Origin of the sequence: Flavobacterium panici, assembly GCF_024499525.1 — a bacterium.
Classification (GTDB): Bacteria; Bacteroidota; Bacteroidia; order Flavobacteriales; family Flavobacteriaceae; genus Flavobacterium; species Flavobacterium panici.
The window spans coordinates 4500566-4527132 of record NZ_CP100437.1 but is presented as its reverse complement, the minus strand read 5'-3'; the positions used below and the strand labels follow the sequence as shown (position 1 = coordinate 4527132).

Here is a 26567-nt window from a genome sequence, read left to right as displayed (position 1 = left end):
TTTATATAAAAATTAAGCTTTAGTAATGTTTCCAGATCCAGAAACTTTTACATCGCGTTTTTCAGGATTTCCTGCATATTTAATGTTTCCAGAACCTGAAACTCTTGCAGTTAATTTTTCATTGCAGGTAACTTTGCTATTTCCAGAACCTGAAACATTTACATCTACATTTTTAGATTTTAAACTTCCCGCATCAATATCTCCGGAACCTGAAAGTTTTGTTGTAAAGTTATCTGCAGTTCCTTTTAAATTTACATTTCCTGAACCGCTTAAATTAAGTTCAAAATCATTTGAATCAATTGCTAAATTAAAGTTTCCTGACCCAGATAGTTTAGCTTGAAGTTTGTCGCTTTTAATGGCATCTTTAGACTGAATATTTCCTGATCCTGACAATGCTATATTAGAGATTTTTTCAAACGGAACGGTGATTTGTATGTCTTTTCCGCTGCTTGGTCGGATGTTTTTGAATGATTCAATATAAATTTTTAAAGTATTATCTTCTACTTCAACTTTAATGGATGACAGTAAGTTTTCTTCTCCTTTAATCGTAATTTTTCCTTCTTTTCCGGCCACAAGGTTTACATCAAAAAAGCCTGAAATTTTAATACCGTCATAATCTCCTGTAGTTCTGGTTTCAGTTACAACTTTACCGTTTCCTTTAATTTTATTTTGAGCGTTTGCATTAAAACTCAAAAGAAATACTGCACAAACAAATAATAGAATTGATTTTTTCATAGTCTTGATTTTTTTAGATGATTAATTTTTTAATACTGACACGCTGCCGTAATTTGTAGTGATGTTGATTTTATTTTGTCCTTTTTTCTTGTAAAAGCCGCTTATTCTTTTGGTATTGCTTTTAATTTCAGAAACCGAAATATCTAAAGCACTGTCAGGTTTAATATTACTGTATCGTCCAGATATATCAAAATCAAAGGCATAGTTGGGATCAAAACCAAGTGAAACATCAGTATATCCTGAATTTATGCTCACATTTCCCGCTTTTTCATTAATGTTTTTCACACTGATTTTGCTGTAATTGGTATCAAAATTAAAACTGCTTGAAATTTCTCCAATCGAAATGGTTAAATAATTCCCGGAACCTGATAATGAATTGATTTTTTGAAATTTAAAAGTCCCGTAATTACAGCTGTATTTAATATTCTGACCATCATTTAAGGTAACATCGGTATAATTGGCATCAAGGTTAAGATTTCCCGAATCATTAATTTTTAGACCCGAATATCTGGCATCAATATTTCCGTTTTTAATATACTCGATACTTGAATTTTGACAGTACGCAATTTCAATTCGGTTGCTTGAACCGTTTAATCTTCCTAATATCGTTTTTCCGTATTTACAGCTAATATCCGTTGTCGATTCTAAATTGAGCGTTGTAATGTTTCCATATTTATTAACCAGTTTTACAGAACCATTTTTAGGAATTTTAATAACATAATTAATTTCAAAACTGTTATTGCTTCCTTTACTTTTAAAAGTCGAGTTTCCAATATTAGTTATCGCAGTTACTAAGCTTTTCAGCGCTGTAATTTCAATGTCAATACTGTTTAGTTTTTCGTTTACCCAGTTTTCGTTTGTACCGTTAACTTTAATGGTAATGTCAAGATCAATTTTATCTTCATCCCAGGTCGATACTGTGATGTTTCCATATTTGTTATCAATATCAATTCCTGCATTAGAGTTGACGATATAGGTTTTTTTGATACTTTTTTCTTTGGTAATAAAAGTATCATCATTTGAAAATCCTAAAAAAGGAATCAACAGCAATAGGATTAGTAAATTATAATGTTTTTTCATTAGATGTGTTTTTTAAATTTTCGTTTTCTTCAATTCGCTTTAAAACCGTTTGCAAAAAGGAAATTCTCGTTTGCAGGTTGCTTATCATCGCGTAAATAATTTGTTTGTTTTCACCGTTTTTCTGAACCTCTTTAATGATTTTTTCATAATCGGCATCAAAAACTTTCATTTGTTTTAATGCATCATTTATAATCTGTTCATTTTCCGGTGAATTCTTTTCCTTTAATTTAACTAGCTCATTCTCGATCAAAATATTAAAGATAGAATCAGTACGTTTGGTTTCCTGCGATGCAAATTTAAGTTCCTTTGGTTTTTCATTATTATTGTAAAATAGTGACACGCCCAAAAGCACAGCAATAGATGCAGCAATGGCCCAGCCGGCATAATTCTTTTTTCGTGGCTTTTTGTTATTCAATTTGTCTAAAAAATCAATTTGATGATCCGGATTCATTTCATGAATATCCCATTGATTTTCAAACTTGTTAAATAATTGATCTAAATCGTCATTTTCCTTTTTCATATCTCCTCTAATTTTTTTCGTAAACTTTCTTTGGCGCGGCTTAAAGTGGTTCTGCAGTTGGCGTAGCTGATATTCAGTATTTCGCAGATTTCTTCCTGATCGTAGCCTTCAATATAAAAGAGCGTCAAAACCATTCTGTAATTGTCTTTCAGGCCCGAAATGGTATCTAAAACCTGTTTCACTTTAAGTGAATTCAGATCAATATTTTCAGACAATATAGAATCGTTTTCTTCTAATTTAAAAAGCGTTTTGTTCAGGTCTTCCATCTGGAAAGCATTGTTTTTTTTATAAAAATCAATACTATAATTAATGATGATTTTTTTAAGCCACGCACCAAACGCAACTTCCTGCTTGTAATCGTTAATTTTTGTAAAAGCTTTCAAAAAACCTTCCTGCATGACGTCTTGTGCAAAATGCTCGTCTTTTACAATCCTGTAAGCCACGTTGTACATAGCTTTACAATAACGATTGTAAACTTCGAATTGAGCCTTTTGATTGTTGTTTTTACAAAGTGCGATTAATTCTTCGATATTTTGATTTGTTATACTCAAGTAATGGTTGCTAGTTTTTTATAATGACTTTGCATTTTTTAATATGTTACACTTTTTATAAAATTAATTTTAATTTTTTTAGAAATAGATGAAATTAAGGGCTAAAACTAAATTTCAAACGTCACTATTTTGCATTTGGCATAATGATTGTCTATTTTTATGGCCTATCTTGTAAATGAAACACTTAATTGAAACAGCAGCTTTTAAGGCCGTGTTTACAAATAGTATTAAACTTTTAATGACAAAACGACTTATATATTATTATGTCAAATCATAAAATACTCACTATTGACAATCTGTCACTACAAGAATTTGATTCAGAAGCAGAATTAATTCCATTATTAACTCCAGAGGACGAAGAGGAAATGAACAATGAAGAACTTCCTGTTTCTCTGCCAATTTTACCTTTACGAAATACAGTATTATTCCCGGGAGTTGTGATTCCAATTTCTGCAGGACGAGATAAATCAATCAAATTAATTAATGATGCCAATGCCGGCGGAAAAATTATTGGAGTTGTTTCTCAAATTAATGAAGAAGACGAAGATCCGTCAAAAGACGATATTCATAAAATAGGAACGGTTGCACGTATTTTGCGTGTTTTAAAGATGCCCGACGGAAATGTGACCGTTATTTTACAAGGAAAAAAACGTTTTGAAATTGACGAAGTTGTTTCAGAAGATCCTTATATGACGGCTACTATTAAAGAAGTGTCAGAAGAACGTCCTGATGAAAATGACAGTGAATTTACGGCTATTTTAGATTCTGTAAAAGAACTGGCAATCCAGATTATTAAAGAAAGTCCGAACATTCCATCTGAAGCTACTTTTGCCATTAAAAATATTGAAAGCCAATCGTTTTTGATCAATTTTGTGTCTTCAAACATGAATTTATCCGTAAAAGAAAAACAAGGTCTTTTATCGATAAATGGCTTAAAAGAGCGTGCTTTAGAGACTTTGCGTTATATGAATGTGGAGCTTCAAAAATTAGAATTGAAGAATGACATTCAGTCAAAAGTTCGTTTTGATTTAGATCAGCAGCAGCGTGAATATTTCCTTCACCAGCAAATGAAAACCATTCAGGAAGAATTGGGCGGTGTTTCGCAGGAAGAGGAAATGGACGAAATGGGAATAAAAGCGAAAACCAAAAAATGGGACGAAAAAACGCAGAAACATTTCGAAAAAGAATTGTCTAAAATGCGCAGAATGAATCCGCAGTCGCCAGATTTTGGAATTCAGCGTAACTATTTAGAGTTGTTTTTAGAACTGCCTTGGGGCGAATATTCTAAAGACAAATTTGATTTAAAATTTGCTCAAAAAATATTAGACAAAGATCACTTTGGTCTTGATGAAGTGAAGAAAAGAATGATTGAACATTTGGCAGTTTTAAAATTGCGAAATGACATGAAATCTCCAATTATATGTTTAACAGGGCCTCCGGGAGTTGGTAAAACTTCTATTGGTCGTTCTGTAGCCGAAGCTTTAGGTCGTGAATATGTACGTATTTCTTTAGGCGGATTACGTGATGAAGCAGAAATTCGCGGACACAGAAAAACGTATATCGGAGCAATGCCGGGACGTATTATTCAAAGTTTAAAGAAAGCAGGAACTTCAAATCCGGTTTTTATTTTAGATGAGATTGATAAATTATCAAACGGAAACAGCGGTGATCCATCTTCTGCATTATTAGAAGTTTTAGATCCAGAGCAAAACAATGCTTTTTATGATAATTTCCTTGAAATGGGATTTGATTTATCTAAAGTAATGTTTATTGCGACATCAAATAATATGGCTACAATTCAGCCTGCTTTACGTGACAGAATGGAAGTTATCAAGATGTCAGGTTATACAATTGAAGAAAAAGTTGAAATTGCGAAAAGACACCTTTTTCCAAAGCAATTAGAAGCACACGGATTAACGGCCAAAGATTTGACTATTGGAAAAAAACAATTAGAAAAAATTGTTGAAGGATATACAAGAGAATCTGGCGTTCGTAATCTTGAAACTAAAATTGCTCAGGTAATCCGTAACGCAGCAAAAGCCGTTGCGATGGAAGAGGAGTACAACAAAAAAGTTACTGACGAAGATATCGTAAAAGTTTTAGGAGTTCCGAGATTAGAGCGTGATAAATACGAAAATAACGATGTTGCCGGAGTTGTTACAGGTTTAGCCTGGACAAGTGTTGGAGGAGATATCTTATTTATAGAATCATTAATTTCTGAAGGAAAAGGTTCTTTAACCATTACCGGAAACCTTGGAAATGTCATGAAAGAATCGGCTACAATTGCTTTAGAATACATTAAAGCAAATGCTAAAAAGTTAGGTTTAGGAATTGAATTGTTCCAAAAATATAACATTCACCTGCACGTTCCGGAAGGAGCAACACCAAAAGACGGACCAAGCGCAGGGATTGCAATGCTTACTTCTTTAGTTTCATTATTAACTCAAAAGAAGGTGAAGAAAAGCCTTGCTATGACTGGAGAGATTACTTTACGCGGAAAAGTTTTGCCTGTTGGCGGAATTAAAGAAAAAATCCTTGCAGCAAAAAGAGCAGGAATTAAAGAAATCATTCTTTGTCATGAAAACAAAAGCGATATTGACGAAATTAAAGCTGAATATTTAGAAGGTCTTACTTTTCATTATGTAAAAGAAATGAGCGAAGTTCTGGCTTTAGCCTTAACAGATCAAAATGTAAAGAATGCTAAAACGTTGAAATAACTCTTAATTAAATCTCAAATATTTAAATTCCAAATTCCAATTTTTATTATTGGGATTTGGAATTTTTTTTATTGGAATTTCTTGTCGAATTTATTTAATGTTTAATTTTATTTTTGGCGTTATATAATTTTATATTTGTATTTGCGTTATTCCCATATAGGAACGCCACAAAAACAAATGCCAAAACACTATGTTTTATTTTTAATGTTACTACTTTGTTCGGTTTCGTTCGGGCAGGTTGGAGGGCGTTACACCTATCAATTTCTAAATTTAACAGCATCTCCGCGTCAGGCAGCGCTGGGTGGAAAAGTGATTACGATATATGACGAAGATGTTAACCAGGCTATGTCCAATCCAGCCGTTTTAAACGCAGATATGGACAACCATTTAGCCTTGAATTATGGAAATTATTACGGAGAAGCTTCATACGGAAGTGCTTCGTATGCTTATACTTATGACCGCCACGTGCAGACTTTTTATGCCGGAGTTAATTACATAAACTACGGATCTTTTGAAGGTTACGACGAAAACGGTCAGGCTACATCAGATTTTACAGGAAGTGAAGGCGCATTGTCATTTGGATATGCTTATAATGTACCTTTTACAGATCTTCATATTGGAGCTAGTGCGAAGTTAATAACTTCAACACTGGAAAGTTATAATTCGATTGGAGGCGCAGTAGATATAGGTTTATTATATATTGATGAAAAAAATGATTTAAATTATGCGCTGGTATTTCGCAATATAGGTACACAATTTAGAACGTATTCCGGAATACAGGAAAATTTACCTTTTGAAATCACTGCCGGAATTTCGCAGGAATTAGAACATGTCCCTATTCGCTGGCATCTTACTTTAGAGAATTTGCAGCAATGGAATATTTCTTTTTCGAATCCCGTTCGCGGAGAAACCAATATTGATGGTTCAATAAGTAGTGAAAAAGTTTCATTTGTAAATAATGCTTTGAGGCATGTCCTTTTTGGTATTGAACTCTTCCCTAAAAAAGCAGTAAACCTGCGTTTAGGCTATAATTTTAGAAGAGGAGAAGAATTACGTGTAGAAGATCAACGTAATTTTTCAGGAATTTCATTAGGTTTTGGATTAAAGATGAATAAGTTAAAGTTTAACTATTCGTACTCTAGATATACATTGGCAGGAAATACAAGTCTTTTTGGTTTAATTCTAAATCTCCAGTAATTTATATGAAATTATTCAGTTTACTTTTGTTTATGACTGTAGGCGTTTTTACGGGATCAAAACACTACTTCAAAGAAGAAGCTTCTATTACCAGTGTCGAAATCGAAAGAATTAACAACAGGGTAGATGAAATTAGAGACATGATTAACATCGATCACAGATACAATACTAAAATTGCATTTTTGGTTGATATGAAAGTGCCTTCAGGAAAAAATCGTTTTTTTGTTTACGATTTAGAGAAAAATGAAATTATTGATCAAGGCCTTGTAGCACACGGTTCTGGCTCTGAAACCGGTATTAACGGAATGCTTAAATTTAGTAATGAGCCTAATTCGAATTGCACAGCGCTTGGCAGATATGTAATAGGTAAAAATTATAAAGGCATCTTTGGGAAAGCATATCGATTAATGGGTTTAGATGAATCTAATAATAATGCTTTAAAAAGAGCAATAGTATTACACTCTTATTCTGCAGTTCCTGCCGAAGAACAAAACTATTACATCAGCCGCAGTAAAGGATGCCCAATGGTTAGCGAACAATTTTTTAAACGAATAGAAAAGATAATTGATAGTTCTAAATCGAATATTCTTTTAGATATTTATTATTAAAATATATTATTTATAAGCATCTCATCAATATACTATTATTACAGAAAGCTGAATAACTTTCTTTAATAATAGTTTTTTTTTTTTGAACAAGATACAGATATTGAAAACGTTACAATTTGATATTGTTATTGCTATTTGAAACATTCAACTTACAGAGAAAGATGTTACATTTGCAGTTGTATTTTTTGACTGTTTGATAGTCACATATCGTATTATTTAGAGAATAAAAATTAAAACATAAAAAATTGAAAAAAATTACAATTGCTATCGACGGGTTTTCATCAACAGGGAAAAGCACTTTGGCAAAACAATTGGCAAAAGAACTTGAATATGTATATGTTGATACTGGAGCAATGTATCGCGCCGTGGCCTATTTTGCCATGCAGAACAAGTTTATTGGAACTGATTTTTTTGATAAAGAAACTTTGATTCAGGCACTACCAAACATTCAGTTAGAGTTTAGATTTAATGCTGATTTAGGTTTTGCCGAAATGTATTTGAATGGTGAAAACGTTGAAAAACAAATTAGAACTATTGAAGTTTCTAATTTTGTGAGCAAAGTAGCCGAAATTTCTGAAGTGCGTGCAAAATTAGTGGAACAGCAGCAGGAAATGGGAACAAATAAGGCTATTGTAATGGACGGCAGAGATATTGGAACGGTAGTTTTTCCCAATGCCGAACTTAAAATATTTATGACTGCCAGCGCCGAAACCCGTGCGCAGAGACGTTTTGATGAATTACAGCAAAAAGGTGATAATGTCTCTTACGAAGATGTTTTAAAAAATGTCATGGAGAGAGATTATATCGATACACACCGCGAAGATTCTCCTCTTGTAATTGCAGATGACGCTATTGAGATCGATAATTCGTACTTAAATAAAGAAGAACAATTTGCAGCTGTTTTAGAATTAGTAAATGATGTTGTTAAAATAGATTAATTTTTTGTAGATATTATTTTAAATGGTAGTTTTACGACTTCATTTTTACTAAAAAGACAATTTCATTATATGGGAATTAAATTAAGACTGACTATTATGAATTTTCTCCAATTTTTTGTTTGGGGAGTTTGGCTGATTTCATTAGGAGGATATATGGGGCAGGTTTTTGGCCCAATTGAAGGCGGAAGTGTTGGTTTGTCAATAGGAAGAACTTATGGTTCTATGGGTTGGGCAAGTTTGTTCATGCCGGCTTTACTTGGTATCATTGCAGATAAATATTTCAGTGCACAAAAAGTTTTGGGAGTTTCGCATATAATTGCCGGGATTGCCATTTTTTTTGCAACTAAAGCAAATAATTCTCAAGAAATGTATTGGGTTATTTTTGCAACCAGCTGTTTTTATATGCCAACTATCGCTTTAAATAATTCTGTTAGTTATGCAGTATTGAATAAATTTAAATTTGATGTTCAAAAAGCATTTACACCAATTCGTGTTTGGGGTACAGTAGGCTTTATAATTGCAATGTGGATTACCGATTTGACAGATTGGAAATCAAATACAAATCAGTTTATTTTTGCTTCAGTTGCTATGATTGTTACTGGTTTGTTTTCGTTTACAATGCCGGATGTTCCAGCTGAAAATAAAAACGTAAACCAATCTTTGTCAAGTAAATTTGGATTAGATAGTTTTGTATTATTTAAGCAAAAAAAGATGGCAGTTTTTTTTGTTTTTGCAATGTTATTAGGTGCAGCATTACAAGTTACAAATATGTTTGGTGATACATTTATTAGAAGCTTTGGTTCTAACCCTGAATATCATGGTACATTTGGAGTAGAACATTCTGTTTTTATAATTTCATTATCTCAAATTTCTGAAACCCTTTTCATTTTAACTATTCCATTTTTTCTAAAAAGATTTGGTATAAAACAAGTAATGGTATTTAGTATGATTGCTTGGGTTTTACGTTTTGCATTGTTTGGAATCGGAAATCCTGGATCGGGAGTAATTTTCCTAATTTTATCTATGATTGTATACGGAATGGCTTTTGATTTCTTTAATATTTCAGGTTCTTTATTTGTTGAAAGAGAAACAGATAGTAAAATTAGATCAAGTGCTCAAGGATTATTTATGTTAATGACAAATGGAATTGGCGCTATATTAGGTGGTGAGTTTGCAGGAAGAACAGTTAGATATTTTACTACAGGTAATGTAGTTCATTGGACTAACGTTTGGTTTTCATTTGCGGGATATGCATTTGTTATTTTGATTTTATTTGTATTCTTATTTAAGTATAAGCATGATCCGAAGGAATTAGAAGATTTAAAACATTAAATAAAATATAATATTTTGTATAAAACCCAACAGTGATCTGTTGGTTTTTTTTTTAATTTCAGAGAATAAATTTTATGAAATTTGAACTAGAGTTTGATAAAGATATTTACAATAAACAAATGGATTTATTGTTCGATCTTAATTGGAAACAGAAAAAAGATTATTATAAAAATTCGCAATATCTTGGATTAGTTTTAATCATTATTGGAATTGCCTTAATTTACAAGAGACCTGATATATTTGGAATTGGTTACGGTTTTGTGTTTTTTGGGCTGTCCAATCTCTTACCTTTTGTCTATTATTACTTCAAAATAAGATCTTTTTATAAAAGAATGGAAGATGTTAAGGTAAAGGAAATTAATGATTTTCATTATTTAAAATACATGAATTTGGAATTTACAGAAAATGCTTTAATAGCAACTTCTGGGGAACATTTCAATCTTATCCAATGGTCAGAATTGATACACTATATTATCAGAGAAAATAATTTGATACTGATAACTAAAAATTATGAGCCTTTAATTTTAGGTGAAATAGAAGTTGGTTCAGAAAACTTCGAGAAAATAATAGCTTTTGTTAAAGTAAAGTTTGAGGTTAAAGAATAAACAGTTAAACCTTTGTCAAAGTTTTGAACTTTGACAAAGGTGACTGCACATAGTAAACCCGACAAGTTTTTAAAACCTGTCGGGTTTCTTGCGTTTAAAAAGTACTGCTATTGAAATAAAAACAATAACTTAGTGATTCATTTTTAAGACTTTAATGATGCTGAAACTAAAATTATTTGTTTTGCTTTTGATTAGCACTTTTGGATTTGCCCAAACCAAGGCATTGTATGAGAAAAGTGCAGAAGCTTATAAAAGCAAAGATTATGTTCAGTTTTTAAAATTGGCTAAACAATTAGATAGTATTAGGCCGGCACATCCTACTTTTACTTATAATTTGGCATCGGCTTATGCTTTAAATGGCCAAAAAGAGGAAGCTTTATTGGTTTTAAAAAGAATGGTTCTGGCAAATAATACAGTTCCTTTTGAAGATGATTCGGATTTTGAATCTATAAAAAATGATGATGGTTTTAAAGAATTATTGCAGTTGAAAGTTTCTCAATCTAAAACAATTAAAAATTCAGTTGAAAAACTCCAACTTTCAGAGAAGGATCTCCATCCGGAAGGATTATTTTATTTAGAGAAACAAAAGCTTTGGCTGTCATCCAGTATTCGGAATAAAAAGATCGTTTCTTTTGATGCGTCTGGTAAATGCTCCGATTGGTTTACAGATTGTTTGTATTCGGTTTTTGCTTTAAAAGCAGATTATGATCAAAAATATCTTTGGGTGGCTTGTTCTGCAATTCCTGAAATGAACGGTTTTACAAAAGAACTAGATGGAAAAAGTGAGATTTTGAAAATCGAAATTTCCTCTAAAAAACTGATTAAGCGATATACTATTGAAGGAAATCATGTTTTTGGAGATATTGCTGTAGGCAAAAATAACGATGTTTTTATATCAGATAGTGCTGAACCGATTATTTATAAAATTGAAAATGATAGTTTGATTTTATGGAAGGATTTAAGAAATGACGCTTTTAATCTGCAGGGAATTACATTTAATAAAAACGAATCGAAATTGTTTATCGCCGATTATTTAAAAGGAATTAGTGTAGTTGATATAAAAACTAAAAAAGAATATTGGCTGGAATTTCCAAATGAGGTTTCTAAAAAAGGAATCGATGGATTGGTTTATTATAAAAATTCATTAATCGCAATTGAAAATGGAGTAGTACCGATTAGAATAATCCGTTACAACTTAAACCAATCTGAAACTAAAATAACTGATTTTGCAATTTTAGATAATAATAGGGAAGAGTTTAATGAGCCTGCTTTGGCCGCTTTAGTTCATGATAAATTGTATTTTTTTGCTAATTCGCCATGGAAATTTTATGACAAAAATTTTCAACTCGACGAAAGTAAATTTGAAAACCCCAAGCTGTTTGAACTTGATTTAGAAAAACCATTGTCAAAGTTTTAAAGTTTGGCAAAGGTAACCGCATACAGTAAACCCGACAGGTTTTTAAAACCTGTCGGGTTTGTTGTTTTGAAAACGATTGTCAGGCTGAGCGAAGTCGAAGACTTTATCAGTAACAATTAGCTTCGACTTCGCTCAGCCTGACAAAAAAGGTCCTTAAAAGTTGCTAAACGTCTCATTTAGCCCCGATAGAGCGGTTATCCTTTTTCTGGTCTCGTTTTTAGAACGAGATCAGAAAAAGATAGGAGCGAAAGCGGGACTTTAGGTCTTTAAAAGGTTAAAATGTTCTGCTCCTGAACAATTGACGGATAATCATCTGGATTTATTTTGTAAGTACAAATATTTGTAGTAATTTTGCAGTCCTTTTGGCGAAGAAGAGTTTCCTTTAGGTATCAACCATTTATGTAAAACAACTTCTGTATTTTCTACTGCTTTATGAAACTCGAGAAAAACAGAATACAAATTTTTTTATCAGCATGTCTGAACAAACAAAAACACAAGAAGAGTTTTTAGCGAATTTTAACTGGCATAACTTCCAAGAAGGAATTGATGCTGTTGACGAGAAAAACTTACAAGAATTCGAAGAACTAGTATCTAAAACTTTCATCGCTACAGATCAAGAAGAAGTAGTTGAAGGTGTAGTTGTAAGAATTACAGATAGAGACGTTATCGTTGATATCAACGCAAAATCGGAAGGTGTTATTTCTTTAAACGAATTCCGTTACAACCCAAACTTAAAAGTGGGTGACAAAGTAGAAGTATTAATTGACATCCGTGAGGATAAAACAGGTCAATTAGTATTATCTCACAGAAAAGCTCGTACTATTAAATCATGGGATAGAGTTATCGCAGCAAACGAAACAGGTGAAATCGTTAATGGTTTTGTAAAATGCAGAACTAAAGGTGGTATGATCGTTGACGTTTTTGGTATCGAAGCTTTCTTACCTGGTTCTCAAATTGACGTTAAGCCAATTAGAGACTACGATGTATATGTAAACAAAATGATGGAATTCAAAGTGGTGAAAATTAACCACGAATTCAAAAACGTTGTTGTATCTCATAAAGCGCTTATCGAAGCTGATATCGAAGTACAGAAAAAAGAAATCATCGGTCAATTACAAAAAGGACAAGTATTAGAAGGTGTTGTTAAAAACATTACTTCTTATGGTGTGTTCATTGACTTAGGTGGTGTTGACGGATTAATTCACATTACTGACCTTTCTTGGAGCAGAATCAACCACCCAAGTGAAGTTCTTGAATTAGACCAAAAATTAAACGTTGTAATCCTTGATTTCGATGATGAGAAAACAAGAATTCAATTAGGATTGAAACAATTAAACGCTCACCCATGGGATGCTTTAGATGCTAATTTAACTATTGGTGATAAAGTAAAAGGTAAAGTAGTTGTAATCGCTGATTACGGTGCATTTATCGAAGTTGCTGAAGGTGTTGAAGGTTTAATCCACGTTTCTGAAATGTCATGGTCAACTCACTTACGTTCTGCTCAGGACTTCGTGAAAGTTGGAGATGTTGTTGAGGCTGTTATCTTAACTTTAGATAGAGATGACCGTAAAATGTCATTAGGTATCAAACAATTGACTCAAGATCCATGGACTGACATTACTTCTAAATACCCAGTAGGTTCTAAACATACAGGTATCGTTAGAAACTTTACAAACTTTGGTATTTTCGTAGAATTAGAAGAAGGAATTGATGGATTAATCTACATTTCTGATCTTTCTTGGACTAAGAAAATCAAACACCCATCTGAATTTGTAAATGTTGGTGAAAAACTTGATGTAGTTGTATTAGAATTAGATGTTGAAGGACGTAAATTATCTTTAGGTCACAAACAAACTACTGCTAATCCTTGGGATCAATACGAAGATTCTTTCGCTGTAGGAACTATCCACAATGGTGAAATTTCTGAAATCGTTGACAAAGGAGCTACTGTAGAATTCGGAGATGATATCGTTGCTTTCATTCCTACTCGTCACCTTGAAAAAGAAGACGGAAAGAAATTGAAAAAAGGTGATACTGCTGATTTCAAAGTAATCGAATTCAACAAAGAATTCAAAAGAGTAGTTGCTTCTCACACTGCTATCTTCCGTGAAGAAGAAGAGAAAAACGTGAAAGCTGCAACTGAAAATACTTCATCTGCTTCTACTACAAATGCACCAGCTGCAACTTTAGGAGATAACAATGATGTATTAGCTGCATTAAAAGCTAAAATGGAAAAAACTGAGAAAAAATAATTCTTAGTTTTCTTTAAATAGAAAGTCCCACAGAAATGTGGGACTTTTTTTATTCATTTTGTTTTAGGTTTTCTTTGTTTCAGGTTTAAAGTTTTTACAGAATTGAACTTTATTTAATTGCTAATAAATTTTCTTCTTCCGGAGTATAATAATCAACAATAGAATAAGAGTTTATACCCGTAATTTTCATTTCATCTAAAATATCAACTAAATTGCCATAATTAGATTTTTTACTCGGTTTGATAATAACTGTAATTCCTCTTCCAGGTTTTCCTCGTTGTGCTGAATATTCTAAAACTTTTCTATTTCGTTCTAATAGCTCTTTTCTGATTCCATTTTTTCCGTATTGTATTGCTTTTGGTGCTTCAATTGGAAAAAATAATAATCCTGAATAAGTAATTATTTTGTTATTATCATCAAGTAAAAGTGTTAAAACACGGTTTTCATCATGGAGCACACAACCTGTAAAACGCCATTCGTCATCATCATAATTTGGTAAATTGTATTCCATAACTTTTGGCTTAGATAATTCACCAACAAGCATGAAAAATATAATCAACAAAAATGAAACACTGACCATTGCAGTCAAATCAACTCTTGAGCTCAATTTTTTACTTCTTACTTTTTGAGGCAGATTTTTCATAGATTTAGATTTAAGTTAATTAAGAAATTATTTTGAAGCCAATAAATTAGATTCTTCAGTAGTAAATTCATCGACAATTGAAAAAGTATTGATATTTGCTATTCTCATTTCATCTAGAATCTCGACCAAATTTTTAAAATTACTTTTTGGGCTTGGTTTTATAACTACGATTACACCATTTCTTGGTTTTCCTACCGATATCATGTAATCACTTACTTCTTTCTTTTTTTGAAATACTTCCTTACGAATTGCATCCTTTCCAAATTCAACTTTTTTCACCGTATTCTGGTCAAATTCTAATATACCCGAATAAGTTATTATTTTATCATTTTGGTCAAGCAAAATTGTATATAAACGATTTCCCCTAATACAGCCAGGACAGCCATGGCCGCCTTCTTTGTCCGGAAGACTTAAATCCATAACTTTTGCTTTTGATAATTCACCAACAAGCATGAAAAATATGATTAGTAAAAACGAAACACTGACCATTGCAGTCAAATCAACTCTTGAACTCAATTTTTTACTTCTTACTCTTTGAGGCAGGTTTTTCATAATTTAGATTTAAGTTAATAAGAATTATTTTGAAGCCAATAAATTAGATTCTTGTGGAGTAAACTCAGGTACTATTGCATAGGTTTCAATATTAGCAATTGCCATTTCATCTAAAATATCAACCAAATTTTTAAAATTAGATTTTTTGCTAGGCTTTATAATTACAGTGATTCCTCTTCCGGGTTTTCCTAAAGCGGCTGAATATTCAAGCATACTTTTATTTCTTTTTAGCAATTCCTGACGAATTCCTTCTTTGCCATATTTAATTTCTTTTGGCGAAATTATCGGAGAACTCAAAATCCCCATGTAATAGATCAATTTATTATTTTCACCCAACATTACGGTTATTGATCTATTTTCTCCATAATGAGGAGGAGGGCAGTCACAGCAACCTCTATCTCGTCCCGTATCATATACTAAGACTTTTGGCTTAGACAATTCACCAACAAGCATAAAAAATATAATCAATAAAAAGGAAACACTGACCATTGCAGTTAAATCGACTCTTGAACTTAACTTTTTACTTCTTACTTTTTTAGGTAGATTTTGCATAATGAAGATGTTTTGAATCTAAATTTAGTGATAAAAAGAAAGCAAAATTCATCATGATCTTAAAAAATAATGAAAAATAATTTTAAGATTAAAGGCTTGTTTTTCAGTGGTTATTGCGGATTTTTCAATGATTTTTTTTAATTATTTTAATTTTTCGTAAAACCAAAACAAATATATCCCCGTAAATGAACATATAACTTAAAATAATAATTATGAAAACTAGAAATTTTTTAGCCGCAGCAATTTTAACATTATCATTCGGATTTACATCATTTGCTCAAAAAACAGTAATGGTTGGTGGAGCAGCAATGTATCCTAATAAAAATATTATTGAGAATGCCGTTAATTCAAAAGATCACACAACACTTGTTGCCGCAGTAAAAGCAGCCGATTTAGTTGAAACGTTACAAGGCAAAGGACCATTCACTGTTTTTGCTCCAACAAATGCGGCATTTGATAAATTACCAGCAGGAACTGTTGAAACATTATTGAAACCAGAAAATAAAAAAATGCTGCAAACGATCTTGACCTATCATGTTGCTGCAGGAAAATGGAATGCATCTGATATTGCAAAAGCAATAAAAGCAGGTAAAGGAAAAGCTACTATTAAAACAGTTAGCGGTGGAACTCTTACGGCTTGGATGAAAGGAAAAGACTTATATATCAGCGATGAAAATGGTGGTGAAGCAAAAGTAACAATTGCAGATGTGAACCAGTCAAATGGTGTAATTCATGTAGTTGATGCAGTATTATTGCCTAAAAAATAATTAAGACCTCCAAAAATTGAATGCCTACAATGAAGAAGCCTTGCGGTTATATGCAGGGCTTTTTTTATTTCTTTGCGGTCAAAGTACTTCCCGCAGACGCAATTACAACACACAATACAGCCAAAATTTCGTAAAAGCTTAAGTTTTCCTGTAGAAAGATAAATCCGCAAATAGAAGCAGCTGCAGGCTCTAAACTCATTAAAATACTAAACGTACGCGGAGGAAGCTGACCTAAAGCTTTCATTTCTAAAGTAAACGGAATCGCACTAGATAAAAGCGCAAGCGCAATTCCCATTCCGAAGAGTTTTGGAGTAAGATTAGCTAATCCGTTTTCAAGGAATCCAAAAGGCAAAATTAATATTGCAGCAAATAGCATTCCGGTTGAGACGGCCTGACCGCCATTCATTATTTTTGAAATTTTTCCGCCTAAAACGATATAAGCTGCCCAAAGTGCACCAGCTAAAAGAGCAAATACAACTCCTAAAATATCCAAGCGATCATTTGTCCACGGCGCAATTAAAACAATTCCCATTGCGGCGAGTAAAACCCAGCAATAATCTATCAAACGTTTTGAGCCTATAATAGCAACTAATAATGGTCCCATAAACTCTAAAGTCACAGCCAGACCAATTGGAATTCGTTCTATAGCAAAATAAAAAATCAAATTCATTGCCCCCAATGACAAACCATATGGAATTACAATTTTCCATTGCGCCGGCGTAATCGCTTTTAAATTTGGCCTGTAAGCCAATAATAAAATCAATGCCGAAACACCAATACGTATAGATGCCGTTCCTGCTGCACCAATTGCAGGGAAAAGAGTTTTTGCAATCGCAGCGCCGCATTGTACACTTATAATTGCCAATAAAACTGCCGGAACAGGAGGAAGGTTGAATTCTTTATTTTTCATAAATATGATATTGCAGAAAATAAATCAATTATTTCTGCTGTCTGAAACAAAAGTATTTTTTAATTGATTATCCTAAAGCTCGTTTAGTAACATATGCGCGATAGCCAATGATCGCCATTTGCCATTTTTTTGCTTTAGAAATATCCAGACCTTGTTTAGTAAAACTAGGCAGTAGCATTTTATTTAGTTTGGCTAAAATTTTATACATGGCAGATTTGTTTTTTCAAAGATATAAAAAAAGACTTTGTTACTCACAAAGTCTTTTTTAGCTTCAAAATAAATTGATTTTTTATAGATTGAAAAAGATGTTTAGGATTTTTTACTGTTTTCCTTTTCCCATTTTTTCAATTCCTTTTCACGTTGTTTCATGTCTTTTTCAAACTGCTTCATATCTTTTTCATGTTGTTTCATGTCAAGCTGATGCTGTTTCATGTCGTATTCATATTGCTTTATGCTTCTTTGATATTCTTGAGAATCTCTGCCGTATTTGATTTCAACATCCTGGCTGAATTTATCCATGTCAAAATTGAATTTTTCCATAGCAATTTCATACTTCTCCATTTGTTTTTCAAAAATAGCTTCACGCTGTGCCATCATAGCATCAATTTGTTTTTCGTAAGCAGATAAATCTGGTTCAAAAGCTTCCATCTTTTTTTCAAACTCAGCCATTTCTTTTTCAAATTTAGCCCAAGCCACTTTATCTTTTGGACTTGCCGGTGCAACTGGCGGTTTTGGCATTTTAGACATGTCAATAACTGGTGCAGGAGGCATTGGTCCAATAGGGAAAACCGGAGCAATTGGCGCAACAGGTGGAGCAGGAGGAACTGGTGAAGCACGATCTTCCGGAGTAACATCATTTTCGAAATTTCTTACTACGACATCACGATTTTGAATTAGTGCAGGATTGCCTATTTCATCATCAGTAACTAAGGTTACATTTTTAGAACCATCTTCATCTTTATCGATTATAATACTGCAGTCTTTTAAGGCTTTAGTACTATTCATATCAATAACATGAACTTTACCGCTTTCTTTAACAACTCTAATTTTAATAGCAATTAGTTCATTATCACTGTTTCTCTTTACATTAGAAATTTCTAAATCAACATTATGTTCTGATTTTAATTTTGCGGTTAAATCTTTTAATTCCTGATCTGTAGTCGATTTTGTGATTTTATAAACTTCACCATCTTGAATTATAGAGGCCAAAGCAGCTTTTTCGGTTTTTTCTTTAAGTTCTTTTTTCTCCTGCGCAATTGTTTTAATTTGGAACAAGAGAACAAATGCTCCAAGTGCCGGAATTATGGCGTAATATTTCCAGTAATTCCATTTTTTTGATTGATTTTTGTTTAACATAACAATTCGTTTTTTGATTAATGATTGGTAAAAATGATTGGTGATGGCAACACACGTCTCATGTGTTGTGATTTTTAAAAGCGTGTATTGATACGCTTTTTTGTCTGATATTTTTTTAGCGGCTTCATTATCTGCAATGAATTCTAAATTTTGAAGAATTGCTTTTTTATAAAACCAGATAATTGGGTTGAACCAAAACAGGATACAGAAAATCCTCGAAATGATTACATCAACGGTATGATGTTGGTCGCTGTGCACTTTTTCATGCTCTAAAATACTTTCTAATTCAGATTCGCTGTACATTGATGAATTGTAAACGATATAATCAAAATAAGAAAATGGAGCAATGTTTTCTTCAACATCTACAAATTTGAAATCGGCCTGCTTTTCTACTTTTTTTCCTTTTAAAACAGAATTCAAACTGTAGAAATCAATTCCGAATTTTATCATAAAAGCAGCAAATCCAAGTGCGTAAATACCTAATGAAACCAGATTCCAGTTTATTTCAAAAGATTCTTCTTGAGCAATTTGCGGATGATAATTTGGAGTGTAGTGATAGTTCACAACTGGCGCATAATCAACCGGAACAGGAACTGGATCAATCCAGACTATTTTTGTGTAAACGACAAACGGTAAAACAATTGATGTTATTAAACCGGCAAGTAAAAACCATCTGCTGCTATTGAAAAAGGTTTCTTTTCGCAGTAAAAAAAAGTACGCAAAATAAAACAAAGCGATTAAACCACTTGATTTGATGATGAAAATGAAAAGTGCTTCCATAATGATTATTTTACTTTGTTTATTTTTTTTCGTTTGGATTTTCAATCATAGCCAGAATTTCGCGTAATTCATCTGCAGAGATTTTTTCTTCTTTGGCAAAAAACGAAACCATATTTTTATAAGAGCTGTTGAAATAATTATCAATGGCCGTATTCATATACTTTTTACTGTAAGCTTCAAGAGTTACGGCCGGATAATATTGATGTGTGTTTCCAAAAGCATTATGCGCCACAAAACCTTTTTCCTCCAGATTACGAACTATAGTCGAAAGCGTGTTATAATGCGGCTGATCTTCTGTAATTTCTGCCTGAATTTCTTTTACGAATGCCTTTTTGAGCTTCCATAAAATGTGCATTATTTCTTCTTCTTTATTGGTTAGTTTTTGCATTTTCAGATTTTTAAAATTACCAGCTTCTTAATGCTTTGTTTCTATCTCAATTACACCATTTGAGCCTTTATCTCCATATTTAGTTACTGCATTTATTCCTTTGTAAACATTTACAGATTTAATATCTTTTGCATCTATATCTTCAATATCAAAACCAGCAGGCATTTCCTTTCCGTCAACAATTACAAGACTTTCTAATACTTTACCGTTGACTTTTGTATCATTAGAAATGGCAATAACAGAACCATTCGTGGTCGTAATAACTTTAGTATTAGTCTTATTATCTGTATCAATAGTTACAGTAGTGCTAGTATTTGTGTTAGCATTACTATTAGTTTTTGTACTAGTATTAGTATTATCGTTAACATTGGTATCAATTTTAGTGATTAGTGTTTTGCTGGTTGTAGTTTTCGCATTATCAGGTTCAGAGGCATCTATAGAGCTGATTTTTTTACTAATGGCAACTTTAGTTTTCGCATCGTCATCAGTTTGAATACCAACGTTTTTTTGACCTTTTTCATCTGTAGTAACAATTACTCCAAAATCTTTAATCGCTTTATCGCCGTTAACCTGAATAGATTGTGCTTGTTGTTTACCGTTTTTAATAGCAACTTTAAGTGAAGTCAAATAGTTCTCAGCATTTCTTTTTACATCAGAAACTTCAAAATCAACATTGTGAAGTTTTTTTAAATTCTCTTTGATTTTTTCCAAATCCGCATCTGTTGAGCTTTTCTTGATTTTGTAAACATCTACAGATTTAATTTCTCCCGAAACTTCTTTTACAGTTTGTTGTCTTTCTTTTGCAACTACTTCAATTTGAAATAATAATACAAATGCTGCAAGTGCAGGAATTACAACATAATACTTCCAGGAATTTCTTTTTTTTGATTGATTTTTGTTTAACATGACAATTCGTTTTTTGATTAATGATTGATAAAAATGATTGGTAATGGCAACACAGCTTTCGTGCGTTGTTATTTTTAAAAGCGTGTATTGATACGCTTTTTTGTCTGATAATTTTTTAGCGGCTTCTTTATCAGCGATAAATTCTAAATTCTGAATAATTGCCTTTTTATAAAGCCATATAATAGGATTGAACCAAAAAAGCATACAAAAAGCTCGTGATATCAAAACATCAATAGTATGATTTTGATCGCTGTGCACTTTTTCATGTTCAATAATATTTTCTAATTCTGCAGGCGTATACATTGATGAGTTGTATACGATATATTCGAAATAAGAAAAAGGAGGAATATTTTCGTTGGTATCAATAAATTTAAAATCAGCCTGCTGGTGCACTTTTTTTCCTTTTAAAATAGAATTTAAACTATAAAAATCCATTCCAAATTTTATCAGAAAAACTAAAAGACCAATACAATAAATAGATAACATAACGTAGATCCAGTTTATTTCAAAAGATTTACTTTCAGTATTTTGAATAAGATTTGTGTTAGAGAAATTTAAATTTGGAATAGGAGTAGGGTTTACCCAAACAACTTTAGTATAAACTATTAATGGAAGTACAACTGAAGTAATTAAACCAGTAAGTAAAAACCATCTGTTACTAGTAAAGAAAGTTTCTTTTCGAAGTAAAAAATAATAAGCACAGTAAAATAATGCCACTAAGCCAGCCGATTTTGCGATATAAACAAATATTGATTCCATAACTGTCGTTTTTCTTCGTTTATTTTACTGTTATTTATTGTCTTTTGGATTTTCGATCATTGCCAGAATTTCGCGCAATTCATCTGCAGAAATTTTTTCTTCTTTGGCAAAAAACGAAACCATATTTTTATACGAACTGTTGAAATAATTATCAATAGCCGTTTTCATATATTTTTTGCTGTACGCTTCAAGAGTTACTGTTGGATAATATTGATGTGTATTTCCAAAAGCATTATGCGCCACAAAACCTTTTTCTTCCAGATTTCTAACAATTGTCGAAAGTGTATTATAATGCGGCTGGTCTTCCGTTATCTCTGCCTGAATTTCTTTTACGAATGCTTTTTTAAGCTTCCATAAAATCTGCATTATCTCTTCTTCTTTGTTGGTTAACTTTTGCATGTTTTCTAATTTTAATTCAAACCTACAACTATTTTTTTAGTTACGCAACTACAAATATAGTTATTTAACTAAAAATTTCGTTTAAAGCTGAATTAAAAGCATAGAAAAACTATTCAAAATCAAAGTTAATGATTTGAATTATAATGATTTATGTAAAAATGAAGATTTATTTAATTTTCTGCTGAGCCAAAGCTTTTTTAATCCAGAGACAGCAAAGAGTAGCCAAAACTCCAATACAAGCCATAAATAACCAGTTACTTTGGTAACCAAAATGATCAGCAATTCCAAAACCTAGCATAGTACTAAAAATATGTGCTAAACTAAAACTCATGGTATACAAAGCCATATAACGCCCTTCCTGACCACGAGGCGCACGGCTTAAAGCAAATGCATTAGAAAAAGGAAAGGTGAGAATTTCTCCAATCGAAATACAAATCATGCTGATAACCAGGATTCCGGCCCAAACATTAATTAATAATAAAAAGAAACTCAATGCCATTACAAATGATCCTATTATGATGATTTTGATTTTTGGAAAACCTTTTCTTTCCATAAAACCAACCGTTGGCATTTCTAAAGCAAAAATCAAAAGGCCGTTTAAAGTCATTAAAAGTCCGGTTTGAAATTCATTTAAACCATATTGTTTATGATGATATAAAGGTAAAGTGGTGAAAAGCTGAAAGAAAATAATAGCTGTAATAAAACTCACAAATAAGAAAACCCAGAATATTTTATCATGAAATACAGATTTTACATTTGTTACACTTTCGGTTTTATCACCATGATCGACTTTCTTCTTTTCTTTAACTAACAATGCAAAAATGGATATAGAAACTATACATGAAGCTCCGTCAACCCAAAATAAACCTGAATACCCCATTCCTATAATGATTAGACCACCAAGTGCCGGACCGGCAGCAAAACCTAAATTTACGGCAAGACGAACCAGCGTTAAGGCACGTGTTCTGTTTTCTGGTTTGGCATAAGCACCCAACGATACAAACATTGCAGGACGAAACATATCGGCAATTGTCATTAATACAAACATTGCAATGCAAAGTCCCCAGAAAGAGGTAATATATTGAATAAAGAAAAGTGATACTCCGCTCGTAAACAGACTGAAAACCATGATTTTGTAAAACCCAATTTTATCAGAAAGTTTCCCTCCAAGCCAAGAACCAAGCATAGATCCCAAACCAAAAGAAACCATAATCCAGGTTACCTGATCTAAAGAAAACTTTAAATCTTCATTTAAATATTTTGATAAAAAAGGCAGCACCATTGTACCTGCACGATTTATGAAAGTAACTAATGTAAGTATCCAAATTTCTCTTGAAAATCCCCTAAAATTGTTGAAGTAATGATTTGCGGCAGTTTTGAGCATTATAATTATCGTATTTGCCACAAAGTTAGGAAACTTTGTCACGTACAACGGTTGTTGCTTTGTTACTTTTAAACTATTTTTGCATAAAATTTCCAAAGATGAAAAATTCTATTGCCCTTATTTTGCTTCTGGCTTTTAGTTTTGGCTTTAGCCAAAGTAAATTTAGCAAGACTGAAGCTGAAAAATTCCAAAAGCAAATAAACTCAGAATATGCTGATGCTAAGACAAGTCCGTTAATGGAAGAAGATCTAAAGAGTTTTAAAACTTTAGATTTTTACCCAATTGATGGAAAGTATTTTGTGAATGCAAAATTTGAAAAAGCTACAAATGAAAAAGTTTTCGAAATGAAAACTACCGGAACAAGAACGCCGCAATATATAAAATACGGCACTTTATCCTTTACTATAAATGGTGTTGCAATGAAGTTGAACGTTTACAGAAACATTGAACTTTCTAAACAAAAAGAATACAAAGATCATTTATTCCTTCCTTTTTCTGATTTAACCTGTGGAAAAGAAAGTTATATTGGCGGAAGATATATCGACTTAAAAATCCCAAAAGGAAAAACAATTGCAGTCGATTTCAATCAGGCATACAACCCGTATTGTGCATATAATCATAAATATTCATGTCCGCTTGTTCCGTTGGAAAATGATTTAAAAGTAGAAATCAAAGCCGGAGTGAAAACATTTCATTAATGGAATTCTTTAATTTTCATACCCATCAATTTACAAATCAATCTAATGTAGTAGAATTGGTCAATCAATATCCGCAAGAAGTTGATGCATCAATTCCGTTTTATTCTATCGGAATTCATCCGTGGCATATTAAGGAAAGTGAAATTGATTTAGAATTGAAAATTATAGAAGAAAAACTGCAAACCGAAAATTGTCTGGCAATTGGCGAATGCGGTTTAGACAAACGAATCGAAATTCCGTTAGAACTGCAGATTGTAGTTTTTGAAAAACAATTGGCTTTAGCCGAAAAATACAATAAACCAGTTGTGATTCATTGCGTTGCCGCTTTTCAGGAAGTAACAGCGATTAAAAAGAAATTAAAAATTTCTGTTCCAATGATTATTCACGGTTTCTCAAAAAACAAACAGCTGGCAGAACAATTAATTAAAGACGGATTTTATATTTCTTTCGGAAAATATCTATTGAGAAATCCCGATTTAAAAACTGTTTTTCAAAATATTCCAAACGATCGTTTTTTTCTGGAAACCGATACAATTGAAGAGGATATTAAACAGGTTTATGATTTAGCATCAGAATATAAAAATATTACAATCAAAGAGTTAAATGGTATTATCTCAAGTAATTTTAAAAGTGTATTTGAAAGAAAGTGATTAGTAATTAGTGAAAAGTAAAAAGTGAAATAAGTTTGTCGCCCTGAGCGAAGTCGAAGGGCGCTCCAATTGGACGTGGGCTTCGACTTCGCTCAGCCTGACAGCGGTGAACTTGAAACAAATAAATAAAAGTAAAATAAGTTTGTCACCCTGAGCGAAGTCGAAGGGCGCTCCAATAGGACGTGGGGCTTCGACTTCGCTCAGCCAGACAGTAAAGAACTTGAAACATTAAACTTGAAACAAAAATAAAAAACAACAAAAAATATAATATGGCAGAGTGGACAGAAAGAGCCGAGCTTTTATTTACAAAGGAAGGATTAGAAAATTTGCGTAATGCAAATGTATTAGTAGTAGGTTTAGGCGGTGTTGGATCGTTTGCAGCTGAATTTTTAGCAAGAGCAGGAGTAGGAAGCATGACAATTGTTGACGGTGACGTTGTGGATATTACAAACATTAACAGACAATTACCTGCTTTGCATTCTACAGTGGGAGAAGCAAAAATTAAAATTGTAGGCGATAGATTAATGGATATTAATCCAGAATTGAAATTAACACGAGTTCAGGAATTTTTATCTCCGGAAAGGGCTTTTGAAATCGTTTCTCCAGAATTTGATTATGTTTTAGACTGCATCGATAGTATTACGCCAAAACTGAATTTAATTATTGCAGCAAAACGCAAAAGAGTAAAAATCATTAGTAGTATGGGAGCAGGAGGAAAGATGCTGGCTTCTAAAGTAAAAGTGGGCGATATCTCGAAAACTATAAACTGCTATTTCTCAAAAGCAATTCGTAAGAGATTAAAAGCGGTAAATATCAACAAATTAAAAGTTGTTTTTTCATCTGAAATTCAAAACGAAAAAAGCTTAAAATTAACCGACGGAAAAAACTTCAAAAAATCTTTCTACGGAACAAACAGCTACATGCCGGGATTATTCGGACTTCACGCTGCTGAAACGGTTATTCGATACTTATTAAAGAAAGAGTAGAAGATTTTGTTTCAAGTTTAAAGTTTCAGGTTTCACGTTCTAAACGGAATAAACTTTATAAAAGTTACCCAATCCAGTAACTTGAAACATGAAAAAAAGAAAACCTGAAACAAAAACTTAGAATCTTAGAACCTTAGCAACACAGAAACTTAAAAAAAATGATTAAAACAGTAATTTTTGATATGGACGGCGTAATTGTCGATACAGAACCCGTTCATCGTTATGCCTACTACAAACAGTTTTCAGAATTAAATATTGAAGTTCCTGAGGAAATGTATACTTCATTTACCGGATTTTCGACGAGAAATACTTTTCAGAGTTTAAAAGGTTTTTTCCCGACAATTGAGCATGAAGTAGAAGATTTGATTCAAAGGAAAAGAAATATTTTTAATGATGCTTTTGACACCAAAGAAGATTTATATCTTTTAGATGGAGTTGAAGATTTGATTAAAGATATATACGCAAACGGAATTCAGCTGATTTTAGCTTCATCGGCTTCAAAAGTTACAATTGAACGCGTATTTACAAGATTTAATCTGCATCAGTATTTTTCTCATATTGTGAGTGGTGAAGATTTTCCGCAGTCTAAACCAAATCCTGCTATTTTTAATCACGCCGCTTCATTGTCAATTGCTCCAAAAGAAGAGTGTATTATTATTGAAGACAGTACAAATGGTGTAAAAGCCGCAAAAGCTGCCGGAATTTATTGTGTAGGTTATAAAAGTGTTCATTCTAACCTGCAGGATTTATCAGAAGCTGATATTGTTATCAATCATTTTAGTGAATTGAATGCGCAAAAAATATCACAGCTTAAGGCCTGAATTATGTAAAATTTAACATTTCTTAGGTAATTGAATTCGTAAATTTGAAAAAAACAAACAAACA

The 26567-nt window shown here is 32.2% G+C and carries 27 protein-coding genes; 13 read left to right on the top strand and 14 right to left on the bottom strand.

Features of this window, described 5'->3' with window-relative positions:
• Positions 1-12: 12 nt before the first annotated feature.
• Genes NLJ00_RS19175 through NLJ00_RS19160 form a run of 4 tightly spaced genes read right to left on the bottom strand, consistent with a single transcriptional unit; the run spans position 13 to position 2886 of the window.
• The gene (locus tag NLJ00_RS19175) at positions 13-735 is read right to left on the bottom strand and encodes a head GIN domain-containing protein (protein WP_180861708.1); all 723 of its coding nucleotides are present in this window, start codon (positions 733-735) and stop codon (positions 13-15) included.
• Positions 736-756: 21 nt separating this feature from the next.
• A complete protein-coding gene (locus NLJ00_RS19170) occupies positions 757-1815 on the bottom strand; it encodes a DUF4097 family beta strand repeat-containing protein (RefSeq protein ID WP_180861710.1) in 1059 nt (352 codons plus the stop codon).
• Positions 1799-2335: a hypothetical protein gene (locus NLJ00_RS19165; RefSeq protein WP_053474200.1), complete on the bottom strand. Its 537-nt coding sequence runs from the start codon at positions 2333-2335 to the stop codon at positions 1799-1801. Before NLJ00_RS19165 ends, NLJ00_RS19170 begins: the two co-directional genes overlap by 17 nt.
• Positions 2332-2886 (bottom strand): RNA polymerase sigma factor, encoded by a 555-nt coding sequence (locus NLJ00_RS19160; protein ID WP_256635010.1) that lies wholly within the window; start codon positions 2884-2886, stop codon positions 2332-2334. Before NLJ00_RS19160 ends, NLJ00_RS19165 begins: the two co-directional genes overlap by 4 nt.
• 263 nt (positions 2887-3149) lie before the next feature.
• Here NLJ00_RS19160 and lon point away from each other — a divergent pair, with 263 nt between their 5' ends.
• From lon to rpsA, 8 genes are all read left to right on the top strand, one after another.
• Positions 3150-5603 (top strand): endopeptidase La, encoded by a 2454-nt coding sequence (gene lon, locus NLJ00_RS19155; RefSeq protein ID WP_256635009.1) that lies wholly within the window; start codon positions 3150-3152, stop codon positions 5601-5603.
• 177 nt (positions 5604-5780) lie between these two features.
• Positions 5781-6800, top strand: coding sequence for a type IX secretion system protein PorQ (porQ, locus tag NLJ00_RS19150; protein ID WP_256635008.1), 1020 nt, complete (start codon positions 5781-5783; stop codon positions 6798-6800).
• A gap of 5 nt (positions 6801-6805) precedes the next feature.
• A complete protein-coding gene (locus NLJ00_RS19145; protein ID WP_256635007.1) occupies positions 6806-7408 on the top strand; it encodes a murein L,D-transpeptidase catalytic domain-containing protein in 603 nt (200 codons plus the stop codon).
• A 245-nt stretch (positions 7409-7653) separates the two neighbouring features.
• Entirely contained in the window at positions 7654-8346 is a 693-nt protein-coding gene (gene cmk / locus NLJ00_RS19140) for a (d)CMP kinase (protein ID WP_256635006.1), read from the top strand.
• Positions 8347-8415: 69 nt separating this feature from the next.
• A complete protein-coding gene (locus tag NLJ00_RS19135) occupies positions 8416-9678 on the top strand; it encodes a nucleoside permease (RefSeq protein ID WP_180861722.1) in 1263 nt (420 codons plus the stop codon).
• Positions 9679-9752: 74 nt separating this feature from the next.
• Positions 9753-10283 carry a hypothetical protein gene (locus NLJ00_RS19130; RefSeq protein WP_256635005.1) on the top strand — a complete coding sequence of 177 codons (531 nt, stop codon included), beginning with the start codon at positions 9753-9755 and terminating at the stop codon, positions 10281-10283.
• A gap of 181 nt (positions 10284-10464) precedes the next feature.
• Positions 10465-11700, top strand: coding sequence for a tetratricopeptide repeat protein (locus tag NLJ00_RS19125; RefSeq protein WP_256635004.1), 1236 nt, complete (start codon positions 10465-10467; stop codon positions 11698-11700).
• A gap of 473 nt (positions 11701-12173) precedes the next feature.
• Positions 12174-13952, top strand: a complete 1779-nt coding sequence (gene rpsA / locus NLJ00_RS19120) for a 30S ribosomal protein S1 (RefSeq protein ID WP_256635003.1) — start codon at positions 12174-12176, stop codon at positions 13950-13952.
• A gap of 109 nt (positions 13953-14061) precedes the next feature.
• On the opposite strand, the gene NLJ00_RS19115 is transcribed toward rpsA, so the two are convergent.
• From NLJ00_RS19115 to NLJ00_RS19105, 3 genes are read right to left on the bottom strand one after another with little or no spacing between them, the layout of a single operon-like run.
• The gene (locus tag NLJ00_RS19115) at positions 14062-14595 is read right to left on the bottom strand and encodes an ExbD/TolR family protein (protein ID WP_256635002.1); all 534 of its coding nucleotides are present in this window, start codon (positions 14593-14595) and stop codon (positions 14062-14064) included.
• A 27-nt stretch (positions 14596-14622) separates the two neighbouring features.
• Entirely contained in the window at positions 14623-15147 is a 525-nt protein-coding gene (locus tag NLJ00_RS19110; RefSeq protein ID WP_256635001.1) for an ExbD/TolR family protein, read from the bottom strand.
• A gap of 24 nt (positions 15148-15171) precedes the next feature.
• The gene (locus NLJ00_RS19105; RefSeq protein WP_256635000.1) at positions 15172-15699 is read right to left on the bottom strand and encodes an ExbD/TolR family protein; all 528 of its coding nucleotides are present in this window, start codon (positions 15697-15699) and stop codon (positions 15172-15174) included.
• Between the two features lie 212 nt (positions 15700-15911).
• Between NLJ00_RS19105 and NLJ00_RS19100 the strand changes: the two genes are divergently transcribed.
• Positions 15912-16466, top strand: a complete 555-nt coding sequence (locus NLJ00_RS19100) for a fasciclin domain-containing protein (protein WP_256634999.1) — start codon at positions 15912-15914, stop codon at positions 16464-16466.
• A 64-nt stretch (positions 16467-16530) separates the two neighbouring features.
• On the opposite strand, the gene NLJ00_RS19095 is transcribed toward NLJ00_RS19100, so the two are convergent.
• The 7 genes from NLJ00_RS19095 to NLJ00_RS19065 form a co-directional block, all read right to left on the bottom strand.
• On the bottom strand, positions 16531-17376 hold the full coding sequence (locus tag NLJ00_RS19095) for an EamA family transporter (protein WP_256634998.1): 846 nt from the start codon (positions 17374-17376) through the stop codon (positions 16531-16533).
• A 67-nt stretch (positions 17377-17443) separates the two neighbouring features.
• Positions 17444-17584, bottom strand: coding sequence for a hypothetical protein (locus tag NLJ00_RS19090; RefSeq protein WP_053474185.1), 141 nt, complete (start codon positions 17582-17584; stop codon positions 17444-17446).
• 101 nt (positions 17585-17685) lie between these two features.
• A complete protein-coding gene (locus NLJ00_RS19085) occupies positions 17686-19512 on the bottom strand; it encodes a M56 family metallopeptidase (protein WP_256634997.1) in 1827 nt (608 codons plus the stop codon).
• A 19-nt stretch (positions 19513-19531) separates the two neighbouring features.
• Positions 19532-19900: a BlaI/MecI/CopY family transcriptional regulator gene (locus NLJ00_RS19080; protein ID WP_256634996.1), complete on the bottom strand. Its 369-nt coding sequence runs from the start codon at positions 19898-19900 to the stop codon at positions 19532-19534.
• A 27-nt stretch (positions 19901-19927) separates the two neighbouring features.
• Entirely contained in the window at positions 19928-21565 is a 1638-nt protein-coding gene (locus tag NLJ00_RS19075; RefSeq protein ID WP_256634995.1) for a M56 family metallopeptidase, read from the bottom strand.
• A gap of 30 nt (positions 21566-21595) precedes the next feature.
• The gene (locus tag NLJ00_RS19070) at positions 21596-21964 is read right to left on the bottom strand and encodes a BlaI/MecI/CopY family transcriptional regulator (protein WP_053474181.1); all 369 of its coding nucleotides are present in this window, start codon (positions 21962-21964) and stop codon (positions 21596-21598) included.
• A gap of 166 nt (positions 21965-22130) precedes the next feature.
• Entirely contained in the window at positions 22131-23348 is a 1218-nt protein-coding gene (locus NLJ00_RS19065; RefSeq protein WP_256634994.1) for an MDR family MFS transporter, read from the bottom strand.
• Between the two features lie 98 nt (positions 23349-23446).
• Here NLJ00_RS19065 and NLJ00_RS19060 point away from each other — a divergent pair, with 98 nt between their 5' ends.
• The 4 genes from NLJ00_RS19060 to NLJ00_RS19045 all read left to right on the top strand — a co-directional run bounded on the left by NLJ00_RS19060 (position 23447) and on the right by NLJ00_RS19045 (position 26503).
• On the top strand, positions 23447-24046 hold the full coding sequence (locus NLJ00_RS19060) for a DUF1684 domain-containing protein (RefSeq protein ID WP_256634993.1): 600 nt from the start codon (positions 23447-23449) through the stop codon (positions 24044-24046).
• Positions 24046-24696: a TatD family hydrolase gene (locus NLJ00_RS19055; protein WP_256634992.1), complete on the top strand. Its 651-nt coding sequence runs from the start codon at positions 24046-24048 to the stop codon at positions 24694-24696. Before NLJ00_RS19060 ends, NLJ00_RS19055 begins: the two co-directional genes overlap by 1 nt.
• 269 nt (positions 24697-24965) lie before the next feature.
• Complete coding sequence (locus NLJ00_RS19050) at positions 24966-25682, top strand: tRNA threonylcarbamoyladenosine dehydratase (protein WP_053474177.1); 717 nt, start codon at positions 24966-24968, stop codon at positions 25680-25682.
• Positions 25683-25840: 158 nt separating this feature from the next.
• Positions 25841-26503, top strand: coding sequence for an HAD family hydrolase (locus NLJ00_RS19045; protein ID WP_256634991.1), 663 nt, complete (start codon positions 25841-25843; stop codon positions 26501-26503).
• Positions 26504-26567 lie beyond the last annotated feature (64 nt).

Coding starts and splice junctions, on each gene's coding strand:
- NLJ00_RS19175 (WP_180861708.1), bottom strand. CDS start 735: ATGAAAAAATCAATTCTATTATTTGTTTGTGCAGTATTTCTTTTGAGT.
- NLJ00_RS19170 (WP_180861710.1), bottom strand. CDS start 1,815: ATGAAAAAACATTATAATTTACTAATCCTATTGCTGTTGATTCCTTTT.
- NLJ00_RS19165 (WP_053474200.1), bottom strand. CDS start 2,335: ATGAAAAAGGAAAATGACGATTTAGATCAATTATTTAACAAGTTTGAA.
- lon (WP_256635009.1), top strand. CDS start 3,150: ATGTCAAATCATAAAATACTCACTATTGACAATCTGTCACTACAAGAA.
- porQ (WP_256635008.1), top strand. CDS start 5,781: ATGCCAAAACACTATGTTTTATTTTTAATGTTACTACTTTGTTCGGTT.
- NLJ00_RS19145 (WP_256635007.1), top strand. CDS start 6,806: ATGAAATTATTCAGTTTACTTTTGTTTATGACTGTAGGCGTTTTTACG.
- NLJ00_RS19135 (WP_180861722.1), top strand. CDS start 8,416: ATGGGAATTAAATTAAGACTGACTATTATGAATTTTCTCCAATTTTTT.
- NLJ00_RS19130 (WP_256635005.1), top strand. CDS start 9,753: ATGAAATTTGAACTAGAGTTTGATAAAGATATTTACAATAAACAAATG.
- rpsA (WP_256635003.1), top strand. CDS start 12,174: ATGTCTGAACAAACAAAAACACAAGAAGAGTTTTTAGCGAATTTTAAC.
- NLJ00_RS19115 (WP_256635002.1), bottom strand. CDS start 14,595: ATGAAAAATCTGCCTCAAAAAGTAAGAAGTAAAAAATTGAGCTCAAGA.
- NLJ00_RS19110 (WP_256635001.1), bottom strand. CDS start 15,147: ATGAAAAACCTGCCTCAAAGAGTAAGAAGTAAAAAATTGAGTTCAAGA.
- NLJ00_RS19105 (WP_256635000.1), bottom strand. CDS start 15,699: ATGCAAAATCTACCTAAAAAAGTAAGAAGTAAAAAGTTAAGTTCAAGA.
- NLJ00_RS19100 (WP_256634999.1), top strand. CDS start 15,912: ATGAAAACTAGAAATTTTTTAGCCGCAGCAATTTTAACATTATCATTC.
- NLJ00_RS19095 (WP_256634998.1), bottom strand. CDS start 17,376: ATGAAAAATAAAGAATTCAACCTTCCTCCTGTTCCGGCAGTTTTATTG.
- NLJ00_RS19090 (WP_053474185.1), bottom strand. CDS start 17,584: ATGTATAAAATTTTAGCCAAACTAAATAAAATGCTACTGCCTAGTTTT.
- NLJ00_RS19085 (WP_256634997.1), bottom strand. CDS start 19,512: ATGGAAGCACTTTTCATTTTCATCATCAAATCAAGTGGTTTAATCGCT.
- NLJ00_RS19080 (WP_256634996.1), bottom strand. CDS start 19,900: ATGCAAAAACTAACCAATAAAGAAGAAGAAATAATGCACATTTTATGG.
- NLJ00_RS19075 (WP_256634995.1), bottom strand. CDS start 21,565: ATGGAATCAATATTTGTTTATATCGCAAAATCGGCTGGCTTAGTGGCA.
- NLJ00_RS19070 (WP_053474181.1), bottom strand. CDS start 21,964: ATGCAAAAGTTAACCAACAAAGAAGAAGAGATAATGCAGATTTTATGG.
- NLJ00_RS19065 (WP_256634994.1), bottom strand. CDS start 23,348: ATGCTCAAAACTGCCGCAAATCATTACTTCAACAATTTTAGGGGATTT.
- NLJ00_RS19060 (WP_256634993.1), top strand. CDS start 23,447: ATGAAAAATTCTATTGCCCTTATTTTGCTTCTGGCTTTTAGTTTTGGC.
- NLJ00_RS19055 (WP_256634992.1), top strand. CDS start 24,046: ATGGAATTCTTTAATTTTCATACCCATCAATTTACAAATCAATCTAAT.
- NLJ00_RS19050 (WP_053474177.1), top strand. CDS start 24,966: ATGGCAGAGTGGACAGAAAGAGCCGAGCTTTTATTTACAAAGGAAGGA.
- NLJ00_RS19045 (WP_256634991.1), top strand. CDS start 25,841: ATGATTAAAACAGTAATTTTTGATATGGACGGCGTAATTGTCGATACA.